Raw genomic sequence first — 19,339 nt, forward strand, 5'->3', positions numbered from 1 at the left:
GGAAATGGTCAGGGACGTGCATGGGTGAGACTCCCTTCGAGGGTGGACGGGTGAACGTGTGTGGAGCGCCAGGAGCGCCAGGTCGACTCGAGCGGCGAGGAGTGGGCGTCGGCGCCGAGGAACCGCAGCAGGCTGCCGGGCCCTTCGAGCTGGACGACACCGTCGCCCTCGATGCGTCGTCCGTAGGTCGCGATGACGTCGTGCACCCGCGCGGAACCGAGGATCCCGGGTTCGGGGAACGCTCCGTGGGCGTACAACTCCTCGACGAAGAGGGGACGACGATCGAGAGTGACCGAGGTACGGCTGCGGATCGCACCTCCGGTTTCTCCGTGGCGTCCGAGGACGAGGGTCTCCCGCATGCTCGCGGCGGCGTCGGAGGCGAGTTCGATCCGGGTGTCGCGGTACACGCGGGCACCGGTGGCGATCACGAACGGGTAGGTGTCCCAGACAAGGGTGCCGCCCTCGGCGACGGTGATCCGCACGTCCCACCGGGACAACCGGTTGTCGGCGTCGTAGGCGACGGTGCCACCGATGTCCTGCAGTTCGAGCGTGCACCCGGCGTCGACGTGGACGTCGACGGTCACCGAGTCACCACCGAGCAACAACGCGCCGGCGGCGACGAGAGCGACACGCGCATGGTCCGGACCGACCTCGACCGTGCGGGGGACGAGCATGCCCGCCCGCAGGGCCAGGCGTGCCCGGCCCGGCGCGCGGTCGATTCGGATCATGGTGCGGGACATGATCAGTCGTGCGTGTGTGCGACGGCGTGATCGTGGCTGTGACCGTGACCGTGCCCATGGCCGTGATCGTGGTCGCCGTCCTCGTCGGCGTGGAAGTGCGGAGCCATCGGACCGGGATCGACAGGGGTGTGCGACCCGGCGCGGTGGGCTGCCAGCATCGCGCGCACCCAGTCACCGAGTGCCTGCACGGATGCGGCGTCGGTCCGGGACAGAGCCAGCACCGGTCCGCCCTCACGGGCCTTCTCGGCGTCGGCGACCATCTGCGGCACGTCGACACCCACATAGGGGGACAGATCGGTCTTGTTCACCACGAGCAGGTCGGCGCGGCTGATGCCCGGACCGCCCTTGCGGGCGACGTCGCCACCACCGGCGACATCGAGCACGAAGATCTGCGCGTCGACGAGCGCGGGGGAGAAGGTCGCGGTGAGGTTGTCGCCGCCGCTCTCCACCAGGACGACGTCGAGCGGCGCGAAGTCACGTTCGAGATCCTCGACGGCCAGCAGGTTCATGGTCACGTCGTCGCGGATCGCGGTGTGCGGGCACGCACCGGTCTCCACCGCGCGGATGCGCTCGGGGTCGAGCACGCCCGCCGAGCGGAGGAAACGGGCGTCCTCGTCGGTGTAGATGTCGTTGGTGATCACGCCGAGCTGCAGCTCGGACGCGAGGGTGCGGCAGATGGTCGCGATCAGCGAGCTCTTGCCCGTGCCGACGGGACCGGCGACGCCGAGACGGAGCGAACGGGTGGTGATGTGTTCAGGCACGGAACAGCCTTTCTGGAGCGGATGCGTGGGCTTCGGCCCACAATTCGGTCTGGGGACCACCGGTGGCCGGGATGTCCGCCGGATCGGTGAGAGCGGACAGCTCGGCGATGAGCGGTTCGAGATGAGCGCAGGCCTCGAGCGCCCATCGCGAACCGGTGGCCGGGTCGGTGGGGTGCAGTTTGAGGAAGGCCGCGACGATCGCCTGCGCCTCCTCGTACAACACCAGTCGGGCGGTGTCGATCGCCGGGATGCGCGCGAGCGCCGCGATGGCCCCGACGACCAGTCCCCGCGACGGTCGCGGGGTCCGGGCGTCGAGGTCGTCGAGAACGGTGGAGGGCCACAGGTTCCGGGCCAGTCGCAGGTAACCGCGGGCCAGCAACCGGGACGCGTCGCGCTGGGCCGGGCCCGGAGTGCGCGCCGCCCAGTGGTCCTCGATCTCGTCGATCCGGAGCGTCGGGGCGGTTCCGGCATCGGAGTCCACGGCGTGCCGGGTGACCACGGCGACGCCGGCCTCGACTGCCGCCGAGGTGCGCAACCGCGCGACGAGGAAGCGACGCACCTCGGTCGGCGACATCCCACCCTGGAGCGCCGGTTCGAGCCCGCCCGAGTTGACGTTCCCGCCGACCGGCGCGCGCCCGTCTGCGAGGAGGAGCAGCACTGTGGTGGGGGACAGAGTGTCGGGCAACATCAGAACATCGAATACAGCTGCGCGAGCGGCAGTTCGGTGGCCGGCGCCGGAACGACCCGCTCGCCGTCGATGTCGATGTCGAAGGTGTCGGGACGGATCTCGATGCGCGGCAACACGTCGTTCTGCTTCATGTCGGCCTTGCCGATGTGCCGGGTCGGCCGCAGTGGTAACAGTCTGCGGCGCAACCCGAGTCGTTCTTCCAGACCGTCGTCGAGGGCGGCGGGGGAGACGAACGACACCGATGTGTGCGGGGCGAGCGCATCGCCGAACGCTGGTCGCTGCAGCACCGGCTGCGGTGTCGGGATGGATGCGTTGGGGTCGCCGAGTGCGGCCCAGGCGATCGATCCGCCCTTGATGACCAGCGACGGCCGGATACCGAAGAACTTCGGATCCCACAGCACCAGATCGGCCATCTTGTCGACCTCGATCGAACCGAGTTCGTGGTCGACACCATGCGCGATCGCAGGGTTGATCGTGTACTTCGCGATGTAGCGGCGGGCCCGTTCGTTGTCGGCGGGCATGCCGCCGTCGAGCGCCCCGCGCCGATTCTTCATCACGTGCGCGACCTGCCAGGTGCGGGTGACGACCTCACCGATGCGACCCATCGCCTGGGCGTCGGACGAGGTGATCGACAGCGCGCCCATGTCGTGCAGGATGTCCTCGGCCGCGATGGTGGTGGCCCGGATCCGGGACTCGGCGAACGCGAGGTCCTCCGGGACGGCGGGGTTGAGGTGATGGCAGACCATCAGCATGTCGAGGTGCTCGTCGACGGTGTTGATGGTGTGCGGCAACGTCGGGTTGGTCGAGCCCGGGATGATGTGCGGCAATCCGGCGATGCTCAGGATGTCCGGGGCGTGCCCACCTCCGGCGCCTTCGACGTGGAAGGCGTGGATCGAGCGGCCACCGATCGCGGCGAGCGTGCTCTCCACGAAGCCTGCCTCGTTCAGTGAGTCCGAGTGCAGCGCGACCTGCAGTCCGTGCTCGTCGGCCGCGCGCAGCGCCGCATCGATCGCGGCGGGAGTGGAGCCCCAGTCCTCGTGCACCTTGTACCCGGCGGCACCGGAGAGGGCCTGCTCGCGCAGCCCCTCAGCGGAGACGGTGTTGCCCTTGCCGAGCAACAGCACGTTCACCGGCAGCACGTCGAGCGCGCGGTGCATCTGCATCAGATGCCACGGACCCGGCGTGACGGTGGTGGCCTTCGATCCCTCGGACGGGCCGGTTCCGCCGCCGGCGATGGTGGTGATGCCGGTGGCGAGCGCCTCGACGATCTGCGACGGCGACAGCAGGTGCACGTGCGAGTCGAAGGCGCCCGCGGTAAGGATGCGACCTTCACCGGAGATGACGTCGGTGGACGGGCCGATCTGAAGCTTCGGGTGCACGCCGTCGGCGATGTCCGGGTTCCCGGCGCGGCCGAGGGCGACGATGCGACCGTCGCGGATGCCCACATCGGCGCGCACGATGCCCCACCAGTCCAGCACGATCACGTTCGTGATGACGGTGTCGGGAGCACCCTCGGCCCAGGTCGTCACACCTTGGGCCATCGATTCGCGGATGGACTTGCCGCCACCGAAGACGGCTTCCTCACCACCGAAGGTGCGGTCCTCCTCGATCTGGATCCACAGGTCGGTGTCACCCAGACGTACCTGGTCGCCCACCGTCGGTCCGTACAGTGCCGCGTACTCGGCGCGTGTGATCTCCACGTTCTCAGTCCTCCTGCTTCCGCACCTGGATGCCGGGTACGACGCGTCGCCCGCGCAGGGCGACGGCGTCCAGTTCGCGGCTGCTGCCGGGTTCGAATCGCTGCGAGGTCCCCGACGGGATGTCCAGGCGGAAGCCCTGCGCGCGTTCGCGGTCGAACTCGAGGGCCGCGTTCGCGTCCGGCAGGTGGATGTGCGATCCGATCTGGATGGGACGGTCACCGGTGTTGAGGAAGACAAGGGTGATGCGCTCGTCGTCGGAGCGATCCGCGTTGAGGGTGAGGGAGCCCTCGGCGACGCGAATCGCTCCGGGTCCCGAAGTCGGTCCGGATGCCATGTCGGGCTCCTTTCAGGAAATCGGGTGGTGGATCGTGACGAGCTTGCGTCCGTCCGGGAAAGTGGCCTCGACCTGCACGTCGGTCAACATCTCGGCGACACCGCCCATGACCTCGTCGCGGGCGAGGACCTCGCGGCCCTTCACCATGAGGTCGGCGACATCGGCGCCTTCGCGTGCCCGTTCGATCACCCAGGTGGACAACAGGGCAACGGCTTCGGGATAGTTCAGTCGGACGCCGCGGTCCCGCCGGTCGCGCGCCACCATGCCGGCGACGGCCAGAAGGAGTTTCTCGGTGTCGGCGGGAGTCAGCTGCATGTATCGTTCTTTCGTGCGAGTCGGCGGTCGTGCAATCGATGCCGATCATGCGCGGCTCTTGTTTCGCGGACGTTACCCCCGCGTATCGCGGAGAAATCCGGACGCGTCGACCTCAGAAGTGCTGCCGCACTGCGTGACCCCGGCAACACCGCAGTGGGATGCCGCCATCGCCGTCCCTGGCCAACAGGCCTACGGCCGTTCCCGATCGATCGGAAACGGCCGTAGGTCAGCGATATTCGAGACGTTCGTCGCTAGGACGGAACGGAGACCTCCTGATATCCCGCGAGGATCTCGTCGGTGTGTTCCCCGTGCAGCGGCGGCGCCGACCGCAGCGGCGGTCGTACCCCTCCGAAATTGACCGGGAACGCGATCTGTTCGAGAGGCCCGGACGCATGGTCGACGGTGCCGACCATGCCGATCGCGGCGGTGTGCGGGTCGCTGTAGATCTCGTCGAGATGCCGGATGGGGGAGACCGGCACGCCGTGGTCTTCCAGGATGCGGCACCAGTGCTGCACCGTCCCGGTCGCGAACGCCGCGGTGAGGACCTCGTCGAGTTCGCTGCGATGCTCGATGCGATCACGGTGGTGGACGAACCGTGCATCGGTCGCGAGCTCGGGTCGGCCCAGCGCCACGCACAGCTTCCCCCGTAGCCCGTCGTTCCGTTCTTCCCCGTCGGCAACCGAGAAGCCATCGCACGCAAGATCCCGAGAGTGCGGTGGCTCGACCTGGACGATGCCGGTACCGCGGTCCCCGCTGCGGCGGTCGCCGAGATCGCCGAGGCGATGCTCACGCTGGACCGGTAGTTGCTCACGCCGACCAGGACCGCCAGCGCAGCCTGTCGATGGTGATCACCGGTCCGGGTGGTCGTTTCGCCTGGTACTGCGAGTATTTGCGGACGAGAGCGTCGATGCCCGCAGTTCCTTCGGGCGTATCGGCGTCGTGGACCGTGGCGATGCCGTCGATGCGGACCCACCACAGCTGCGACCAGTCGTCGCTGTAGTGGTCGACGAGCACGCACACCCGCGGGTTCTCGGCGATGTCGGCGAGTCGACGGAGGCGCCGGGTGGATTTCGGCTTGTCGTCGACGCAGGTGTGGATCACGTCGCCGTCGATGGCGAACACGATGGGGACGAGGTGTGGCTCGCCGGACCCGTCGGCGGTGGCGAGGCGGGCCACTCGGGCATCGGCGACACTGCGACGGACGTCCATGCGCCTCACGGTAACCGGACGGTCAGTGTCGGCCCGGGAGATCGACCTCCGGCACCGTCTTGTCGGTGCGTAGTCCTCGCCAGCTCGGATGCCGGAGGCTTCCACCCGCGTACTCCCGGTACTCGACCTCTCCGACGAGGATGGGCTCCACCCAGTGGGCGCCGTGGGTCTCCCGTGCCGGCGGCGCAACCGCCAGTGGGGTCGTCGGTCGTTCCAAGGGACGCAGCTGCGATCGCAACTCACGTCGGGTCGCGGCGGTGAATCCCGTCCCGACCCGGCCGATGAACACCAACCGTTCCTCGTCGTCGTGCGCGCCGAGCAGCAGTGAACCGATGCCGCCGGCAGCCTTGCCGGATCCGGGGAGCCACCCGACGACGACCACCTCGGTGTTCCGACGCAGCGGCGTCTTGATCCAGCCGTCGCTGCGGGTCCCGGGTAGATACGGTGCGTCCGGGTCCTTGGCGACGATCCCTTCGAGGCCGTGTTCGTGCGCGACCGTGAGCATGGTCGGTGCGTCGACATCGGTCCAGTAGGGCGACAGCTGAACCCGAGGTCCGGGGACGATCAGATCGTCGAGGACGGCCCGGCGCTGCCGATAGGACAACTCCGTCGTGGACTGTCCGTCGAGAGCGAGGACGTCGAACAGGTAGATCAGCACCGGTAGCTCGGCGCGTAGCTCCTCGGTGGGACGGTGGACGTGCATGCGGCGCTGCAACCGGGCGAAGGAGGGCCGACCCTCGGAATCGAGGGTGACGATCTCGCCGTCGACGATGCAGTCCCGGCCGCCCGTCGCGGTGGTGAGCAGGTGGGGGAGTTCGGGGAAGCTCCGGGTGATGTCGTTCCCGGTGCGGCTGGTCAGCCGGCACTGTCCGTCGGTCACCGTGGCGAGGGTGCGCTGGCCGTCCCATTTCATCTCGAACGCCCAGTTCCCTGTCGGCGGCGGACCGAGGGTCGCCAGCATCGGAGACAGTTCCGTCGTCGTGGAGGGCATATCCCGAGTCTGCGGTACGGGGCAGGGACGGGACCGGTGAATGCGCGGTCTCGTCGCGTCGGTGCGTCCCTCGCGCCCCGATCCGGGCCGTGCGAGGCTGACGTCATGACGCGTGCTGCGACACAGAACATGACTCTCATCGCCGGAGGCATGTTCTGGATGGGGTCGGAGGATTTCTATCCGGAAGAACGACCGGTCCACCAGGTGACGGTCGACGGGTTCTGGATGGACACGCACCCGGTGACCGTCGCCGAGTTCCGGCGCTTCGTGAAGGACACCGGATACGTCACCACCGCGGAAGTCGCGCCCGACCCCGCCGATTATCCCGGCGCCGATCCGTCCCTGCTCGCGCCTGGCTCGCTCGTGTTCACGCCGCCTCCGGGGCCGGTACCGCTCGATGACTACACGAGGTGGTGGTCGTTCGTCCCGGGCGCGAACTGGCGTCATCCCGAAGGGCCGGGGAGCACCGTCGGCGGGCGGGAACGCCATCCCGTCACCCACGTGTCGTGGTTCGATGCCCGCGCCTACGCCGAGTGGGCCGGCAAGGAACTGCCGACCGAGGCGGAATGGGAGTTCGCCGCCCGCGGCGGACTCGACCGCAAGGCCTTCACATGGGGCGACGAGCACGAACCGAAGGGCCGGCCCGGCGGGAACGTCTGGCAGGGCGAATTCCCGTGGCAGAACCTCGAAACGGACGGATTCGCCGGAACCTCACCGGTCGGACACTTCCGGCCGAACGGATACGGCCTCCACGACATGGCGGGCAACGTGTGGGAGTGGACCGCCGACTACTTCACCGCGAACCATGCTTCGAGCGGCAAGAACGTCGCGCCGGCGTCGTCGTGCTGCATCCCGACGAATCCCCGCGTCGACAAGGCCGAACACGATCCGCGCGAAGCGTATCCGCGCCGTGTCATCAAGGGCGGATCGCATCTCTGCGCCCCGAACTACTGCCTGCGGTACCGACCCGCGGCCCGTCAAGGTGACACCGAGGAGACCGCGACGTGCCATATCGGATTCCGCTGCATCATTCGCCCGTAACAGGGCAGGTTTCACCCTGATCAGGGGTGTGTGCGGCCCGATACCGGTGGTGTACTGGGAACGGATGGGGTGAGAAGAGGTATCCACCATGAGCCAGGATCTGCGTCCGGATCCGATCCCGGGCGGAGAAACTCTGCCGTTCCCACCGGTGCCGTCGGGAAGCATCGCAGGCCGGACCATGCAGGAATCGGTCTACAGCCCACGCGCACAGCACCGTCGCCTTCCCGACGACGCCCCGAACATCCTGGTCGTCCTCATCGACGACGCGGGCCCCGGTCTGCCGAGCGCATTCGGCGGCGAGGTGAGCACACCCACGCTCGACCGCCTGCTCGACGAAGGCATCAGCTACAACCGCTTCCACACCACGGCGATGTGTTCGCCCACCCGCGCATCGTTGTTGACCGGACGCAACCATCACCGCGTCGGAAACGGGCAGATCGCCGAACTGGCCAACGACTGGGACGGCTATTCCGGGCACATCCCGAAGTCGAGCGCCACCGGAGCCGAGGTACTGCGCCACTACGGTTACACCACAGCGGCTTTCGGCAAGTGGCACAACACCCCTGCGGAGGAGACCACCGCAGCGGGTCCCTTCGACAACTGGCCCACCGGAGTCGGTTTCGACTACTTCTACGGTTTCCTCGCCGGCGAGGCGTCGCAGTACGAGCCGAATCTCGTCCGCAACACCACCGTCGTCTTGCCTCCGAAGACTCCCGAGGAGGGCTACCACCTCAGTGAGGACCTTGCCGACGACGCGATCGGCTGGTTGCGCCGCCACAAGGCGCTCGATCCGTCCCGGCCGTTCTTCATGTACTGGGCCAGCGGTTGTCTGCACGGGCCGCACCACATCATGAAGCCGTGGGCCGACCGGTATGCGGGCAAGTTCGACGACGGATGGGACGCTTATCGCGAGCGGGTGTTCGAGCGGGCCAAGGAGAAGGGCTGGATCCCACCGGAGGCCGAACTCACCGAGCGGCATCCCACCATGACGGCCTGGGACGACATCCCCGACGACGAGAAGCCCTTCCAACGACGCCTCATGGAGGTCGCGGCCGGATACGCTGAACACTGCGACGTCCAGGTGGGGCGGTTGTTCGACGAACTCGACCGGCTGGGCTACCGCGACAACACCCTGGTCTTCTACATCTGGGGCGACAACGGGTCGTCCGGTGAGGGCCAGAACGGCACCATCAGCGAACTGCTCGCGCAGAACGGGATCCCCACGACCACGGCCCAGCACATCGCGGCGCTCGACGAACTCGGCGGACTCGATGTTCTCGGCTCCCCGAAGACGGACAACATGTACCACGCGGGATGGGCCTGGGCGGGGAGCACACCCTACAAGGGCATGAAGCTTCTCGCGTCCCATCTCGGGGGGACCCGCAATCCCATGGTGGTGCGCTGGCCGGCGCGCATCACGCCGGATCGCACCCCGCGAACCCAGTTCCTTCACTGCAACGACCTGGTGCCGACCTTCTACGAGCTACTGGGCATCACACCGCCGCGGACCGTCAACGGGATTCCGCAGGATCCGATCGACGGCGCCGGTTTCGCCTGGACGTTCGTGGACCGTGACGCGCCGGCGGGCAAACTCACCCAGTACTTCGAGGTCATGGGCAGTCGAGCGATCTATCACGACGGATGGATGGCGTCGGCCTTCGGTCCCCGCGCACCGTGGCTGCCGGGGCTGCCCGGCGGGATCCGCGATTGGAGCCCGGACGACGACACCTGGGAGCTCTACAACCTCGACGAGGACTGGACGCAGAACCGCGACCTCGCAGAGCAGTACCCCGAGAAGTTGGCCCAGATGCGGGAGATCTTCGCGATCGAAGCGGCCAAGAACAACGCTCTTCCCATCGGTGGGGGTCTCTGGGTCGCGGCGATCCATCCCGAGCAACGCATCACCACGCCGTACACGAGCTGGGATTTCACCGGTGACGTCACGCGTATGCCCGAATTCTGCGCTCCCGCATTGGGAAACAAGAACAACCGGGTCTGCATCGAGGTGACCTTCCCGGAGCGGGCGCACGGCGTCCTATATGCGCTGGGCGCCAACGGTGGTGGCCTGACGTGCTTCGCCGACGACGGCTACCTCTGCTACGAGTACAACCTCTTCATCCTGATGCGGACGAAGATGCGTTCGGCGACCCGCATCGCACCCGGGCACCACCTCGTCGAGGTGGTCACCAAGTACGCCGAAGCGCGCCCCGGTGGTCCGTTGAACGTCCGGATGTCAGTCGACGGGCAGTCGGTGGGGGAGTGCGTCGTGCCGGTCAGTGCGCCGTTGCTGTTCACGGCCAACGACTGCCTGGACATCGGCACCTGCCTGGGTTCACCGGTTTCGCTCGACTACTTCGACCGTGCACCGTTCCCGTTCGACGGGAGCATCGACAGGATGACCGTCGAGTACACCTGAACGCAGCTCTTCGAGCGCCTTACCGGCTCCGGGCGGTGGATCCGCCCGGAGCCGCGAGGTCTGTCAGTTGAACTGGTCCGGATGAGGTCCGGTGCGCAGATCGCGATCGGCACCGGCGATGGTCGACATGTCCTCGTCGGTCAGCTCGAAGTCGAAGACCTCGAAGTTCTCCCGGATCCGGGACGGCGTGACGGACTTGGGGATGACGACGTTGCCGAGCTGCAGATGCCAGCGCAGCACCACCTGGGCCGGCGACTTGCCGGTGCGTTCGGCGATCGACGTGATCTCCTCGTCGTTCAGCACGGCGCCCTGGGCGAGCGGGCTCCATGCCTCGGTGGCGATGCCGTGTTCGGCGTGGAAGGCACGCACTTCGCTCTGCTGCAAACCGGGGTGCAATTCGATCTGGTTGATCGCCGGGACGAGCGAGCTGCCGTCCAGCAGGCGCTGCAGGTGGGCGGGTTGGAAGTTCGACACGCCCGCGGCGCGGAGGCGTCCTTCCTCGACGAGGCGTTCGAGGGCACGCCAGGTGTCGGCATAGAGGTCGCGGGCCGGGGTCGGCCAGTGGATCAGGTAGAGGTCGAGACGATCGAGGCCGAGCGCGGCGAGGCTCGTGTCGAAGGCACGGAGGGTGGCGTCGTAGCCCTGATCGGAGTTCCACACCTTCGTCGTGATGAACAGCTCGTCGCGGGACAGTCCGGAGTCCGCCAGCGCGCGGCCGACGCCGGCCTCGTTGCCGTAGATCGCGGCGGTGTCGATGTGGCGGTAGCCGGTCTCGAGTGCGGAGCTGACGGCCGCAGTGGTCTCGTCCTCGGGGATCTGGAAGACGCCGAAGCCGAGCTGGGGGATCTCGACGCCGTTGTTCAGGGTGACGGTGGGGATCGTGGACGATGTCACGAGATGGTGCTCCTTCGGGGGTGTTCGCGTAGTTCGGGATCAGAGTCGGACGGGGTCGACGGCAGTACGGGAGGTGCTGTGGAGGTCGGGTTCTGCGGATGGGCGAGTTGCGTTGGCGTGATCGTCCTTTCGCTGTAGGCGGTGGGACAGGACCGCCGGGATCAGTGCGGACGCGGCCAGGACGGCCCCGACGGCGTTGGGTGCCGTGTACCCGAATCCGGCGGATATCACCATGCCGCCGAGCCAGGCGGCCAGAGCGTTGCCGAGATTGAAGGCACCGATGTTGGCGGCGGACGCCAGGGTCGGGGCGCCGTGCGCATGGTCGAGCACGTGCTTCTGCAGGGGCGGGACGGTCGCGAAACCGAGAGCGCCGATCAGGAAGACCGCCGCGACGGACACGGTTTTGTCGGAGGCCAGGAAGGTGAACAGACCGAGCACCACGGCCAGGCCGGCCAGGGCGGTGTAGAGCATCGGCATGAGATTGCGGTCGGCGAAATGTCCCCCGACGAGGTTGCCGACCACCATGCCGGTTCCGAACACGGCCATCAGCCAGGGGACGGAGGACTCGGCGAAACCGCCGACATCGGTCAGGATCGGTGCGATGTAGGTGATCGCGGCGAACACGCCCCCGAAGCCGAGGACCGTCATGGTCATGGCCAGCACGACCTGGACGTTCTTGAACGCCGCGATCTCGTGGCGCAGCCGGACGCCCTCGGGTCGGGGTACGTCGGGGACGAGTTTCGCGACGCCCACGAGGCCGACGACGCCGAGCGCGGCGACGACCAGGAACGTCGCCCGCCAGCCCGCGGTGTGGCCGACGAAGGTACCCAGTGGGACGCCGACGACATTGGCCACCGTCAGTCCGGTGAACATCAGGGAGATGGCAGCGGCCTTCTTCTGCGGTGCCACCAGCTCCGCGGCGACCACCGAGCCGATGCCGAAGAACGCTCCATGAGCGAGGGAGGCGACCACGCGGCCGATCAGCATGACGGCGAAGGTGGGCGCGAGGGCAGAGACGGCATTGCCCAGGACGAACAGGCCCATGAGCAGCATCAACATGTTCTTACGGGAGATCCTGGTGCCGAGCGCCGTCATGATCGGGGCGCCGATCATGACGCCGAGGGCGTAGCCGGTGACGAGATAACCGGCGGTGGGGATCGACACTCCGAGATCCGATCCGACCTGGGGGAGCAACCCCATGATCACGAATTCGGTGGTGCCGATTCCGAAGGCGCCGATGGCCAGGGCCAGCAGGGCAAGTGGCATGAGAACGATCCTTCGATCGAGAAGAGACGCAGACGCGCTTTACTGGCGTAGACAATAATTGCAGACGCTGGCTAATTGCAAGCGCGGGTATAGTGAGCGATGTGGCGACGTCGGCATGCCGTCCGCGTCACCTGTTCGTACGAGCCGACCCAGGAGCCGACCATGACCGCCACGGACCCGTCGATGACCGCGTTGGCCAACAGTTGGTCGGCGCTGTCGCTCCTGCACGGGCGAATCGAGAACCGGATCGAGAGCGCTCTGCAGTCCGGCCACGAGTTGAGCGTGCGCGAATACTCGCTGCTGGACGTGCTCAACCGTCAGCACGACGGGGAGGGCGGGCACCTGCAGATGCGCCAGGTCGCCGACGCTGTGGTCCTCAGTCAGAGCGCGACGACGCGGCTGGTCACCCGGCTCGAGGACCGCGGGTTGCTCGCGCGCTATCTGTGTCCCACCGATCGCCGCGGCATCTACACCGACGTCACCGACGCCGGCCGGCGCCTGCTCGAAGAGGCCCGGCCCACCCACAACGCCGCCCTGCGGGAGGCGCTCGACGAGGCCGCAACCGAACCCGTCCTGGCGCCGCTGGTCGACGCCATCCGGCAGTTGCAGGACAGTGATCGGGCGGATACCGCCGGGGGTCCGACTCGACGCTGACGGGGCGACCTCGCGGCGACGTCCTCCGCGCGCAGACCTGTCGGAACAACGGGTGAGATCACGCGGTCGGGTATCGTCTCCCCTGGTGTGCCGGGAAGACTGGTCGGCGGGAACAGGTTTCTTCGACGACCCCGGAGGATGACATGAACGCAGCGGTACACCTCTTCTCGGCGCACGCATCTGGGGGCACGCCATGAACTGGGCAGTCTTCGTCGCCTTCCTCGTCGTATGGGTGCTGTCAGGACTCGTGACCGGTCTGTGGATGGCACGTCGAGGCCACGACCCTCGCTGGACGATCATCGCCGTCATCCTCGGACCGCTGTTCGTCCCCATCGCCTTCGAGCGCATCGAGCGTGTTCCCCGGTCCGTCGAAGTGACGACGGTGGCCCGGCAGCACGCCGGAGAGGTCGACAAGGGCGGACTTCGCGTGATGGTCGGCTACGACGGATCCACCGAGGCCAAGCATGCGCTGGATGCGGCGCGACGACTGTTCGGCCCCGCCGGTGGAGTGCTCGAACTCGTCGTCGTGATCTCCTACGACGACGCCGGCGATCCCGACTCCGAACTTCTCGCCACGGTGCGACGACGCCTCGAGCAGGCCGTCGAATCGATGGGTGATATTTCGGTGGGATATGCCGTCCTCGCCGGCCCGGCCGGTCGATGCCTGGGTTGGTTCGCCGAGGAACACCACGCCGACGTTCTCGTCGTAGGGCGCCGCGGACGAGGCATGTCCTCCCGGATGCTCGGTAGCGTCGCCGAATACCTCATCGGGCACTCTCATGTGCCTGTGCTCGTCGTCGATCCCACCGTCATCTCGCCGGATGGGGGTACGAACGAACCCACGGTCGCCGTTCGGGTCGCTCCCGAGGAGAACGTGACGGGCACCGCGTCGAACTGACCCGATGCGGTATGGTCGATCTCGGTGCGCCGGGAAGTCTGGTCGGCAGAAGGAATTACGTCGTCGAACCGGAGGACCCGTGTCTGTACCCGTCTGTCCCGTCGCCACCCGTCGCGCCCGAGCTCTGCAGCCGGCGCAGTGAGCGGCACTCTCGCGAGGCATTCCCACCGCAGCGCCGGAGGTCGCATCGGCCTCCCTGCTGCGTGTCGGCGTGCGACACCGAAATCGCAGGGATGCCCTAGTTTTCGGTATCCGATTCCACTCCGAGGATCGGAACATACTGCCGCCCATGCGGATCGGGTGCATCCGACCCAGCCGGTCCACGTTCGCGTACCGCGTGCCGTCGAGAATTCCGAGGACCTGTGATGCCGAACATCTTCTCCGGAGTCCCTTTCCTCTCTCGCGGAACATGGGAGGACACACGCCGTGTGACGGAGATCCTCCGCAAGGAGACCGTCGGCGGTGTCCTGCTGCTCATCGGCGCCGTCATCGCATTGATCTGGGCGAACACCGGATGGTCGGATTCCTACCACGCCCTGCGGGAGACCCGTATCGGTCCGGCGTCATGGCACCTGGACCTGTCCCTGGGCACCTGGGCGGCCGACGGACTGCTCGCCGTGTTCTTCTTCGTCGTCGGCGTCGAACTCAAACGGGAATTCGTCGAAGGCAGTCTGCGGGACCTGCGGCGTGCCGCCATGCCGGTGACCGCCGCCCTGGGAGGCATGATCGTCCCGGCCGTGATCTTCGCCGTCATCAATCTTCGTGGTGGCGCCGACGCGTTGAACGGATGGGCGGTCCCGACGGCCACCGACATCGCGTTCGCCGTAGCGATTCTCGCCGTCATCGGTAGTCATCTCCCGTCGGCGCTGCGAACGTTCCTGCTCACCCTCGCCGTGGTCGACGACCTGCTCGCCGTGACTGTGATCGCGGTCTTCTACACCGACGAGGTGAACCTGCTCTACCTGGGCGGGGCGCTGATCCCGTTGGCGCTGTTCGGCATCGCGCTCCGACGCGGCTTCGGTGCCTGGTGGCTCCTGGCGTCGTTGGCGGCAGTGACCTGGTGGCTGGTCCACGAATCCGGTGTGCACGCGACCATCGCCGGTGTACTGCTCGGCTTCGCGGTTCCCGTCGCCCGGCAGGTGGGGGACCGCACGATTCCGGTCGCCGAGCACCTCGAACACCGGATCCGGCCGCTGTCCGCCGGAATTGCCGTGCCGGTCTTCGCCTTCTTCGCCGCCGGCGTCACCGTCGGCGGATTCACCGGCCTGGCGAACGCCCTCACCGATCCCATCTCCGCCGGGGTGATCGCCGGTCTGGTCGTCGGCAAGGTCGTCGGAATCTTCGGGGTCAGCTACCTGGTGGCGCGCTTCACCCGAGCACATCTCGACGACGAGCTGAGTTGGGTGGACGTGCTGGGTGTGTCCCTGCTCGGTGGTATCGGCTTCACGGTGTCCCTGCTCATCGGCGACCTCGCTTACGGTGCAGGCACCGTCGCAGCCGATCACGTGAAGGTGGCCGTGCTGTGCGGATCGTTGCTCAGCGCCGCTCTGGCCTCGACTGTTCTCGTCGCCCGTAACCGTGCCTACCGCAGGATCACGGCAGCCGAGCGGGTCGACGAGGACGGCGACGGGATTCCCGACGTTTATCAGCGATGAGCGAGAGCTCGGATCGCGGTCGGGACGGTGGGCCGTGGTGGGTCCAGCCGACCGTGCGGTCACCGCAGGCTCTGCTGACGTGTGTCTTCTGGCCGGTCGCCGTGATGCTCGTCGTCCATCGCACGGTGATCCGCGCCGTGGACGGTGCGCGCACGGACGACTTCACTGGCGTCTACCGCGCAGCCGTCGCCTTCTGGAACCGTGAACCGGTCTACACAGCGACGTACGAACACGTCGACCCGCACTACCTCTACCCGCCGTCGGGTTCGCTGCTGATCGCACCGTTCGCGGTCCTCGAACACGAACTCTCGCGATGGGCGTTCATCGGGGTCAACGCGGCGGCCGTCCTCGTCGCCGTGTATCTCGTCGTGCGGATGTTCGGGTACACGGCGCGATCGGCGGTGTTCCCGATCGCGGTGACGGTCGCCTTCGCGTCCGAATCGGTGATCAACACCCTGGTGTTCACCAACATCAACGGGGTGATCCTGCTCGGCCAGGTGGCGTTCCTGACGCTGTTGCTGGCGCGGCGGGACCTCTGGGCGGGCGCGGCGATCGGGGTGACCTTCGCGATCAAACCGATTCTCGCGCCGTTGCTGTTGCTTCCCGTGCTGCGCCGCCAGAGCAAGGTTCTCCTGACCGCCGCATTGGTGCCGGTCGGGCTCACCGCATTGGCGTGGCCGTGGGCTGCGGATCCGTGGCAGTTCGTCGAACGCACCGTTCCGTATCTGTTGCAGTCCCGCGACTACTTCAACAGTTCGATCACCGGCAATGGCACCTACTACGGTCTGCCCGAACCACTGATCCTCGCGCTGCGCATCGGTTTCGCGTTCCTCGCCGCGGCCACGATGTATCTGCTCCACCGCTACCACCGGCACGACGAGGTGTTCTTCGTCGTCACCGGTGCCGGCGTGCTGATGACCGCGTCGTTCCTGCTCGGTTCGCTCGGGCAGATGTACTACTCGATGCTCCTGTTCCCGTTGCTCATGAGCGTGGTCCTCCCACAGTCCGTGATGCGGAACTGGCCGGCCTGGCTGGCGGTGTACGGCTTCCTCAGTGCCGACGAATGGTACTCGGGCAGATGGGTGGAGGCGGGACGGTATGCCGAGTACATGCGCCCTACCTGGGGGTGGTCGCTGCTGCTCATCGTGGTACTCGCGGTGCTGGTCGATCGCCGACGATCCGCACGCGTCCCCGAACCGGTCACAGACCCTTCGGTGGACATCGCCCGAGTCGGACGTCAGAACGCGTCGGCGCCGAAACTCTGAGTGTAGTAACCGCGGATGTGCTCGACGATGCGCTTGCGGGCGAGCGTGGCATCGCCGGCGCGGACCGCGTCGACGAGACCACGGTGCTCGTGACGCAGCCGCACGCAGGTCATGGGCCAGTCGGTACTTGGTGCGCCCGCGAGGACGTAGCTCTCGATGGAGTCGCGCAGACCGGCCATCATCGCCGCGACGACGAGGTTGCCCGCCGCGTCGGCCATCGCGACGTGGAACTGGGCATCGAGAACCAGGAACTCGGGTGCGGCCAACTCCGGATCGTCCATCGCGTCCAAGAGTTCCTCGGCCTGGATGAGTTCCGGTGCCGGGGTCCGGTCGGCCAGAGTCTGCATCACTTCCGTCTCGAGCACCAGGCGCGTGCGGACGATGTCGGAGACCGGGAAGTTCTGCGCGGCGACCTGCAGGCGCATGAGCATCGACATCCCGCCGGTGGGTCGCGAGACGATCATCGCGCCGGCGTTCGGCCCGGATCCGGTGTGGGTGCTGAGCAGACCGAGGGCTTCCATCACCCGCAGCGCCTCACGAACAGAGGACCGGCCGACGCCGAGTTGTGCGGCGAGCGTGCGCTCCGGGGGCAGACGCTGGCCCGGGCCGAGTTCTCCCGTGACCAGCATCTGCTCCAAGTGGTTGAGCACCTGCTCCCACGCACGACCCTCGGACGACGACATGACTTCAGAGCCTAGTCGATTCCGGATCAGGGAAGCATCCAGGACAACACCGGGGTGGACTGCAGGTAGACCAGCACACAGAGGATGACGAGCATCGCGATGCTGTAGCCGATCACCTTGCGCAGCAACACCGATTCGCTGCCCGGCCGATCGACTGCGGTGGCAGCGATGGTGAGATTCTGCGGGCTGATCAGCTTGCCGACCACACCACCGGAGGTGTTCGCCGCGACCAGCAGAGTCGGGTCGATGCCGGCGGTCTGCCCGGCGGCCTGCTGAAGGCGGGCGAACAGGGCGTTGGCGGAGGTGTCCGAGCCTGTGACGGCGGTGCCGAGCCAACCGAGGATCGGGGAGAACAGGGCGAAGATCGCGCCGGTTCCGGCGAGCCACGTGCCGATCGCGACGGTTTGGCCGGACTGATTCATCACGTAGCTCAGACCCAGGACGGTGGCCACCGTGGCGATGGCGAGCTTCATCCTCACGACGGTGGTGCCGAAGGTGGCCGCGGCCCGGCGGACGGTCAGCGGGAACATGCCACCGCTGTCCCACCGTGCGTAGACGAGGGTGACGATCGCGCCGCTGAGCAGCAGCAGTGTTCCCGGCGACGACAGCCACGAGAACGTGTAGACCGCGCTGCTCGATGCGTCGCCGTTGCCCGTGATCAGATTGCCGTACAGGCCGGGCCACTTGATCTTGACGTCGGTGGCGGCGAGACGCTCCGGCAGATCGACACCGACGGTCCACAGCTTCGCGATACCGAACACCGTGATGACCAGTAGATACGGGAACAGGGCCATGACGACGCGCGAAGCGGTCAGCGATTCGTCGGCGACGGGACGCTGCGGAGCGTGAGCGCCTCCGGGTCCCTCCTTGCCGGCCTGGACCGCGACGGCATCGGTGCGGGTGCGGGTGCGTGATAGTTGGTCCTCGGGGGTCCGCGGCTTCCAGACCTGGAGCATGAGCACGGCTGCGGTGAGGCCGGCGAGCGAGGCGACGACATCGGTGAGTTCGTACGAGAAGTGGCTCGAGCACCAGAACTGGGCGAGTGCGAAGGTCGTGCCGGTGACCAGTGCGATCGGCCAGGCCTGCCGGACACCGCGACGACCGTCGACGAGGAAGAGCAGCAACAGCGGCACGAAGAGCGCCAGGACGGGTGTCTGACGGCCGACGACGGCAGCGATCTCGGTGGCGGGGATGTCGGTCAGGGCGCCGGCGGTGGTGATCGGGATGGCCATGGCGCCGAAGGCGACCGGTGCGGTGTTGGCGATCAGGACCGTGACCGCGGCCCGCAGGGCGGGCATACCGAGGGTGACGAGCATGGCGCCGGTGATCGCGACGGGTGCGCCGAATCCGGCGAGTGCTTCGAGCATGCCGCCGAAACAGAAAGCGATGAGCATCGCCTGGATCCGCATGTCGCCGTGACCGATCGAGTTGAAGATGCGCCGTAGATCCTCGAACCGGCCACTGACGACGGTGAGTTCGTAGAACCAGATCGCGGTGATCACGATCCACATCACCGGGAAGAGCCCGAAGGTGATGCCCTGCAGGGCGGACAGGCCGGCCAGCGGCGCGGGCATGTCGAAACCGATGATCGCGACGACGAGCGCGACGACGAGGGCACCGAGTCCGGAATACCAGGCCTTGAGTTTGAAGCCGGCGAGCAGGACGAAGAAGGTCAGCAGCGGCGCAAGGCCCACGAGAGCCGATGCGGTGAGGCTGCCTGCGATGGCGTCAGTGGCGGGAGTGAATGTCACCGCCGATATACGGGTTGCCACACGAAACTCCTGTGGTTGCGCCGCTGTCGGCGGCGGATGTGATTTCGACCGATGTGG

19 protein-coding genes are annotated in these 19,339 nt (G+C 67.4%); 6 read left to right on the plus strand and 13 right to left on the minus strand.

The genetic code is table 11. The features are described 5' to 3' along the window. Positions 1 to 8: 8 nt before the first annotated feature. The 9 genes from BO226_RS08165 to ligD form a co-directional block, all read right to left on the minus strand. Positions 9 to 728 (minus strand): urease accessory protein UreD, encoded by a 720-nt coding sequence (locus BO226_RS08165; protein WP_232238079.1) that lies wholly within the window; start codon positions 726 to 728, stop codon positions 9 to 11. Between the two features lie 14 nt (positions 729 to 742). Continuing rightward, positions 743 to 1,501 (minus strand): urease accessory protein UreG, encoded by a 759-nt coding sequence (gene ureG, locus BO226_RS08170; RefSeq protein ID WP_024100929.1) that lies wholly within the window; start codon positions 1,499 to 1,501, stop codon positions 743 to 745. Next, on the minus strand, positions 1,494 to 2,189 hold the full coding sequence (locus tag BO226_RS08175; RefSeq protein ID WP_041803344.1) for an urease accessory protein UreF: 696 nt from the start codon (positions 2,187 to 2,189) through the stop codon (positions 1,494 to 1,496). Before BO226_RS08175 ends, ureG begins: the two co-directional genes overlap by 8 nt. Continuing rightward, positions 2,189 to 3,889, minus strand: coding sequence for an urease subunit alpha (locus BO226_RS08180; RefSeq protein WP_071934979.1), 1,701 nt, complete (start codon positions 3,887 to 3,889; stop codon positions 2,189 to 2,191). Before BO226_RS08180 ends, BO226_RS08175 begins: the two co-directional genes overlap by 1 nt. Before the next feature lie 4 nt (positions 3,890 to 3,893). Beyond that, complete coding sequence (ureB, locus tag BO226_RS08185) at positions 3,894 to 4,223, minus strand: urease subunit beta (RefSeq protein ID WP_024100932.1); 330 nt, start codon at positions 4,221 to 4,223, stop codon at positions 3,894 to 3,896. Between the two features lie 12 nt (positions 4,224 to 4,235). Continuing rightward, positions 4,236 to 4,538 (minus strand): urease subunit gamma, encoded by a 303-nt coding sequence (locus tag BO226_RS08190; protein WP_006552043.1) that lies wholly within the window; start codon positions 4,536 to 4,538, stop codon positions 4,236 to 4,238. Between the two features lie 251 nt (positions 4,539 to 4,789). Continuing rightward, positions 4,790 to 5,170, minus strand: a complete 381-nt coding sequence (locus BO226_RS08195) for a CoA transferase (RefSeq protein WP_232238080.1) — start codon at positions 5,168 to 5,170, stop codon at positions 4,790 to 4,792. Between the two features lie 175 nt (positions 5,171 to 5,345). Then, the gene (locus tag BO226_RS08205; protein WP_024100938.1) at positions 5,346 to 5,747 is read right to left on the minus strand and encodes a TIGR03668 family PPOX class F420-dependent oxidoreductase; all 402 of its coding nucleotides are present in this window, start codon (positions 5,745 to 5,747) and stop codon (positions 5,346 to 5,348) included. A gap of 22 nt (positions 5,748 to 5,769) precedes the next feature. Then, a complete protein-coding gene (ligD, locus tag BO226_RS08210) occupies positions 5,770 to 6,738 on the minus strand; it encodes a non-homologous end-joining DNA ligase (RefSeq protein ID WP_071934980.1) in 969 nt (322 codons plus the stop codon). Positions 6,739 to 6,843: 105 nt separating this feature from the next. On the opposite strand from ligD, the gene BO226_RS08215 reads away from it, so the two are divergent. Both BO226_RS08215 and BO226_RS08220 read left to right on the plus strand, forming a co-directional pair. After that, the gene (locus BO226_RS08215) at positions 6,844 to 7,779 is read left to right on the plus strand and encodes a formylglycine-generating enzyme family protein (protein ID WP_071934981.1); all 936 of its coding nucleotides are present in this window, start codon (positions 6,844 to 6,846) and stop codon (positions 7,777 to 7,779) included. Between the two features lie 88 nt (positions 7,780 to 7,867). Continuing rightward, entirely contained in the window at positions 7,868 to 10,195 is a 2,328-nt protein-coding gene (locus BO226_RS08220) for an arylsulfatase (protein WP_071934982.1), read from the plus strand. Positions 10,196 to 10,258: 63 nt separating this feature from the next. Here the strand turns inward: BO226_RS08220 and BO226_RS08225 are convergent, their stop codons facing one another. Together BO226_RS08225 and BO226_RS08230 are read right to left on the minus strand one after the other, a co-directional pair. Next, on the minus strand, positions 10,259 to 11,089 hold the full coding sequence (locus BO226_RS08225; protein ID WP_071934983.1) for an aldo/keto reductase: 831 nt from the start codon (positions 11,087 to 11,089) through the stop codon (positions 10,259 to 10,261). A gap of 39 nt (positions 11,090 to 11,128) precedes the next feature. Continuing rightward, the gene (locus BO226_RS08230) at positions 11,129 to 12,355 is read right to left on the minus strand and encodes an MFS transporter (RefSeq protein ID WP_064060994.1); all 1,227 of its coding nucleotides are present in this window, start codon (positions 12,353 to 12,355) and stop codon (positions 11,129 to 11,131) included. Positions 12,356 to 12,517: 162 nt separating this feature from the next. On the opposite strand from BO226_RS08230, the gene BO226_RS08235 reads away from it, so the two are divergent. The 4 genes from BO226_RS08235 (at position 12,518) to BO226_RS08250 (ending at position 16,827) form a co-directional block, all read left to right on the plus strand. Continuing rightward, complete coding sequence (locus tag BO226_RS08235) at positions 12,518 to 13,009, plus strand: MarR family winged helix-turn-helix transcriptional regulator (protein WP_006552056.1); 492 nt, start codon at positions 12,518 to 12,520, stop codon at positions 13,007 to 13,009. 193 nt (positions 13,010 to 13,202) lie between these two features. Beyond that, positions 13,203 to 13,907, plus strand: a complete 705-nt coding sequence (locus BO226_RS08240; RefSeq protein ID WP_006552057.1) for a universal stress protein — start codon at positions 13,203 to 13,205, stop codon at positions 13,905 to 13,907. A gap of 428 nt (positions 13,908 to 14,335) precedes the next feature. Beyond that, on the plus strand, positions 14,336 to 15,562 hold the full coding sequence (gene nhaA, locus BO226_RS08245; RefSeq protein WP_232238081.1) for a Na+/H+ antiporter NhaA: 1,227 nt from the start codon (positions 14,336 to 14,338) through the stop codon (positions 15,560 to 15,562). Then, complete coding sequence (locus tag BO226_RS08250; protein ID WP_071934984.1) at positions 15,559 to 16,827, plus strand: glycosyltransferase family 87 protein; 1,269 nt, start codon at positions 15,559 to 15,561, stop codon at positions 16,825 to 16,827. Before nhaA ends, BO226_RS08250 begins: the two co-directional genes overlap by 4 nt. Here the strand turns inward: BO226_RS08250 and BO226_RS08255 are convergent. Further along, entirely contained in the window at positions 16,800 to 17,510 is a 711-nt protein-coding gene (locus BO226_RS08255; RefSeq protein ID WP_006552060.1) for a FadR/GntR family transcriptional regulator, read from the minus strand. The two genes, BO226_RS08250 and BO226_RS08255, sit on opposite strands and share 28 nt — an antisense overlap. Before the next feature lie 26 nt (positions 17,511 to 17,536). After that, a complete protein-coding gene (locus BO226_RS08260) occupies positions 17,537 to 19,282 on the minus strand; it encodes an L-lactate permease (protein WP_071934985.1) in 1,746 nt (581 codons plus the stop codon). Between the last annotated feature and the right edge of the window lie 57 nt (positions 19,283 to 19,339).

Origin of the sequence: Rhodococcus sp. 2G, assembly GCF_001886355.1 — a bacterium.
Lineage (GTDB): Bacteria > Actinomycetota > Actinomycetes > Mycobacteriales > Mycobacteriaceae > Rhodococcus > Rhodococcus pyridinivorans.

Excerpts from the sequence above, each read along its gene's own strand:
- BO226_RS08165 (WP_232238079.1), bottom strand. The coding sequence starts at position 728 with ATGATCCGAATCGACCGCGCGCCGGGCCGGGCACGCCTGGCCCTGCGG.
- BO226_RS08175 (WP_041803344.1), bottom strand. The coding sequence starts at position 2,189 with ATGTTGCCCGACACTCTGTCCCCCACCACAGTGCTGCTCCTCCTCGCA.
- ureB (WP_024100932.1), bottom strand. The coding sequence starts at position 4,223 with ATGGCATCCGGACCGACTTCGGGACCCGGAGCGATTCGCGTCGCCGAG.
- BO226_RS08190 (WP_006552043.1), bottom strand. The coding sequence starts at position 4,538 with ATGCAGCTGACTCCCGCCGACACCGAGAAACTCCTTCTGGCCGTCGCC.
- BO226_RS08205 (WP_024100938.1), bottom strand. The coding sequence starts at position 5,747 with ATGGACGTCCGTCGCAGTGTCGCCGATGCCCGAGTGGCCCGCCTCGCC.
- ligD (WP_071934980.1), bottom strand. The coding sequence starts at position 6,738 with ATGCCCTCCACGACGACGGAACTGTCTCCGATGCTGGCGACCCTCGGT.
- BO226_RS08215 (WP_071934981.1), top strand. The coding sequence starts at position 6,844 with ATGACGCGTGCTGCGACACAGAACATGACTCTCATCGCCGGAGGCATG.
- BO226_RS08220 (WP_071934982.1), top strand. The coding sequence starts at position 7,868 with ATGAGCCAGGATCTGCGTCCGGATCCGATCCCGGGCGGAGAAACTCTG.
- BO226_RS08230 (WP_064060994.1), bottom strand. The coding sequence starts at position 12,355 with ATGCCACTTGCCCTGCTGGCCCTGGCCATCGGCGCCTTCGGAATCGGC.
- BO226_RS08235 (WP_006552056.1), top strand. The coding sequence starts at position 12,518 with ATGACCGCCACGGACCCGTCGATGACCGCGTTGGCCAACAGTTGGTCG.
- BO226_RS08240 (WP_006552057.1), top strand. The coding sequence starts at position 13,203 with ATGAACTGGGCAGTCTTCGTCGCCTTCCTCGTCGTATGGGTGCTGTCA.
- BO226_RS08250 (WP_071934984.1), top strand. The coding sequence starts at position 15,559 with ATGAGCGAGAGCTCGGATCGCGGTCGGGACGGTGGGCCGTGGTGGGTC.
- BO226_RS08255 (WP_006552060.1), bottom strand. The coding sequence starts at position 17,510 with ATGTCGTCGTCCGAGGGTCGTGCGTGGGAGCAGGTGCTCAACCACTTG.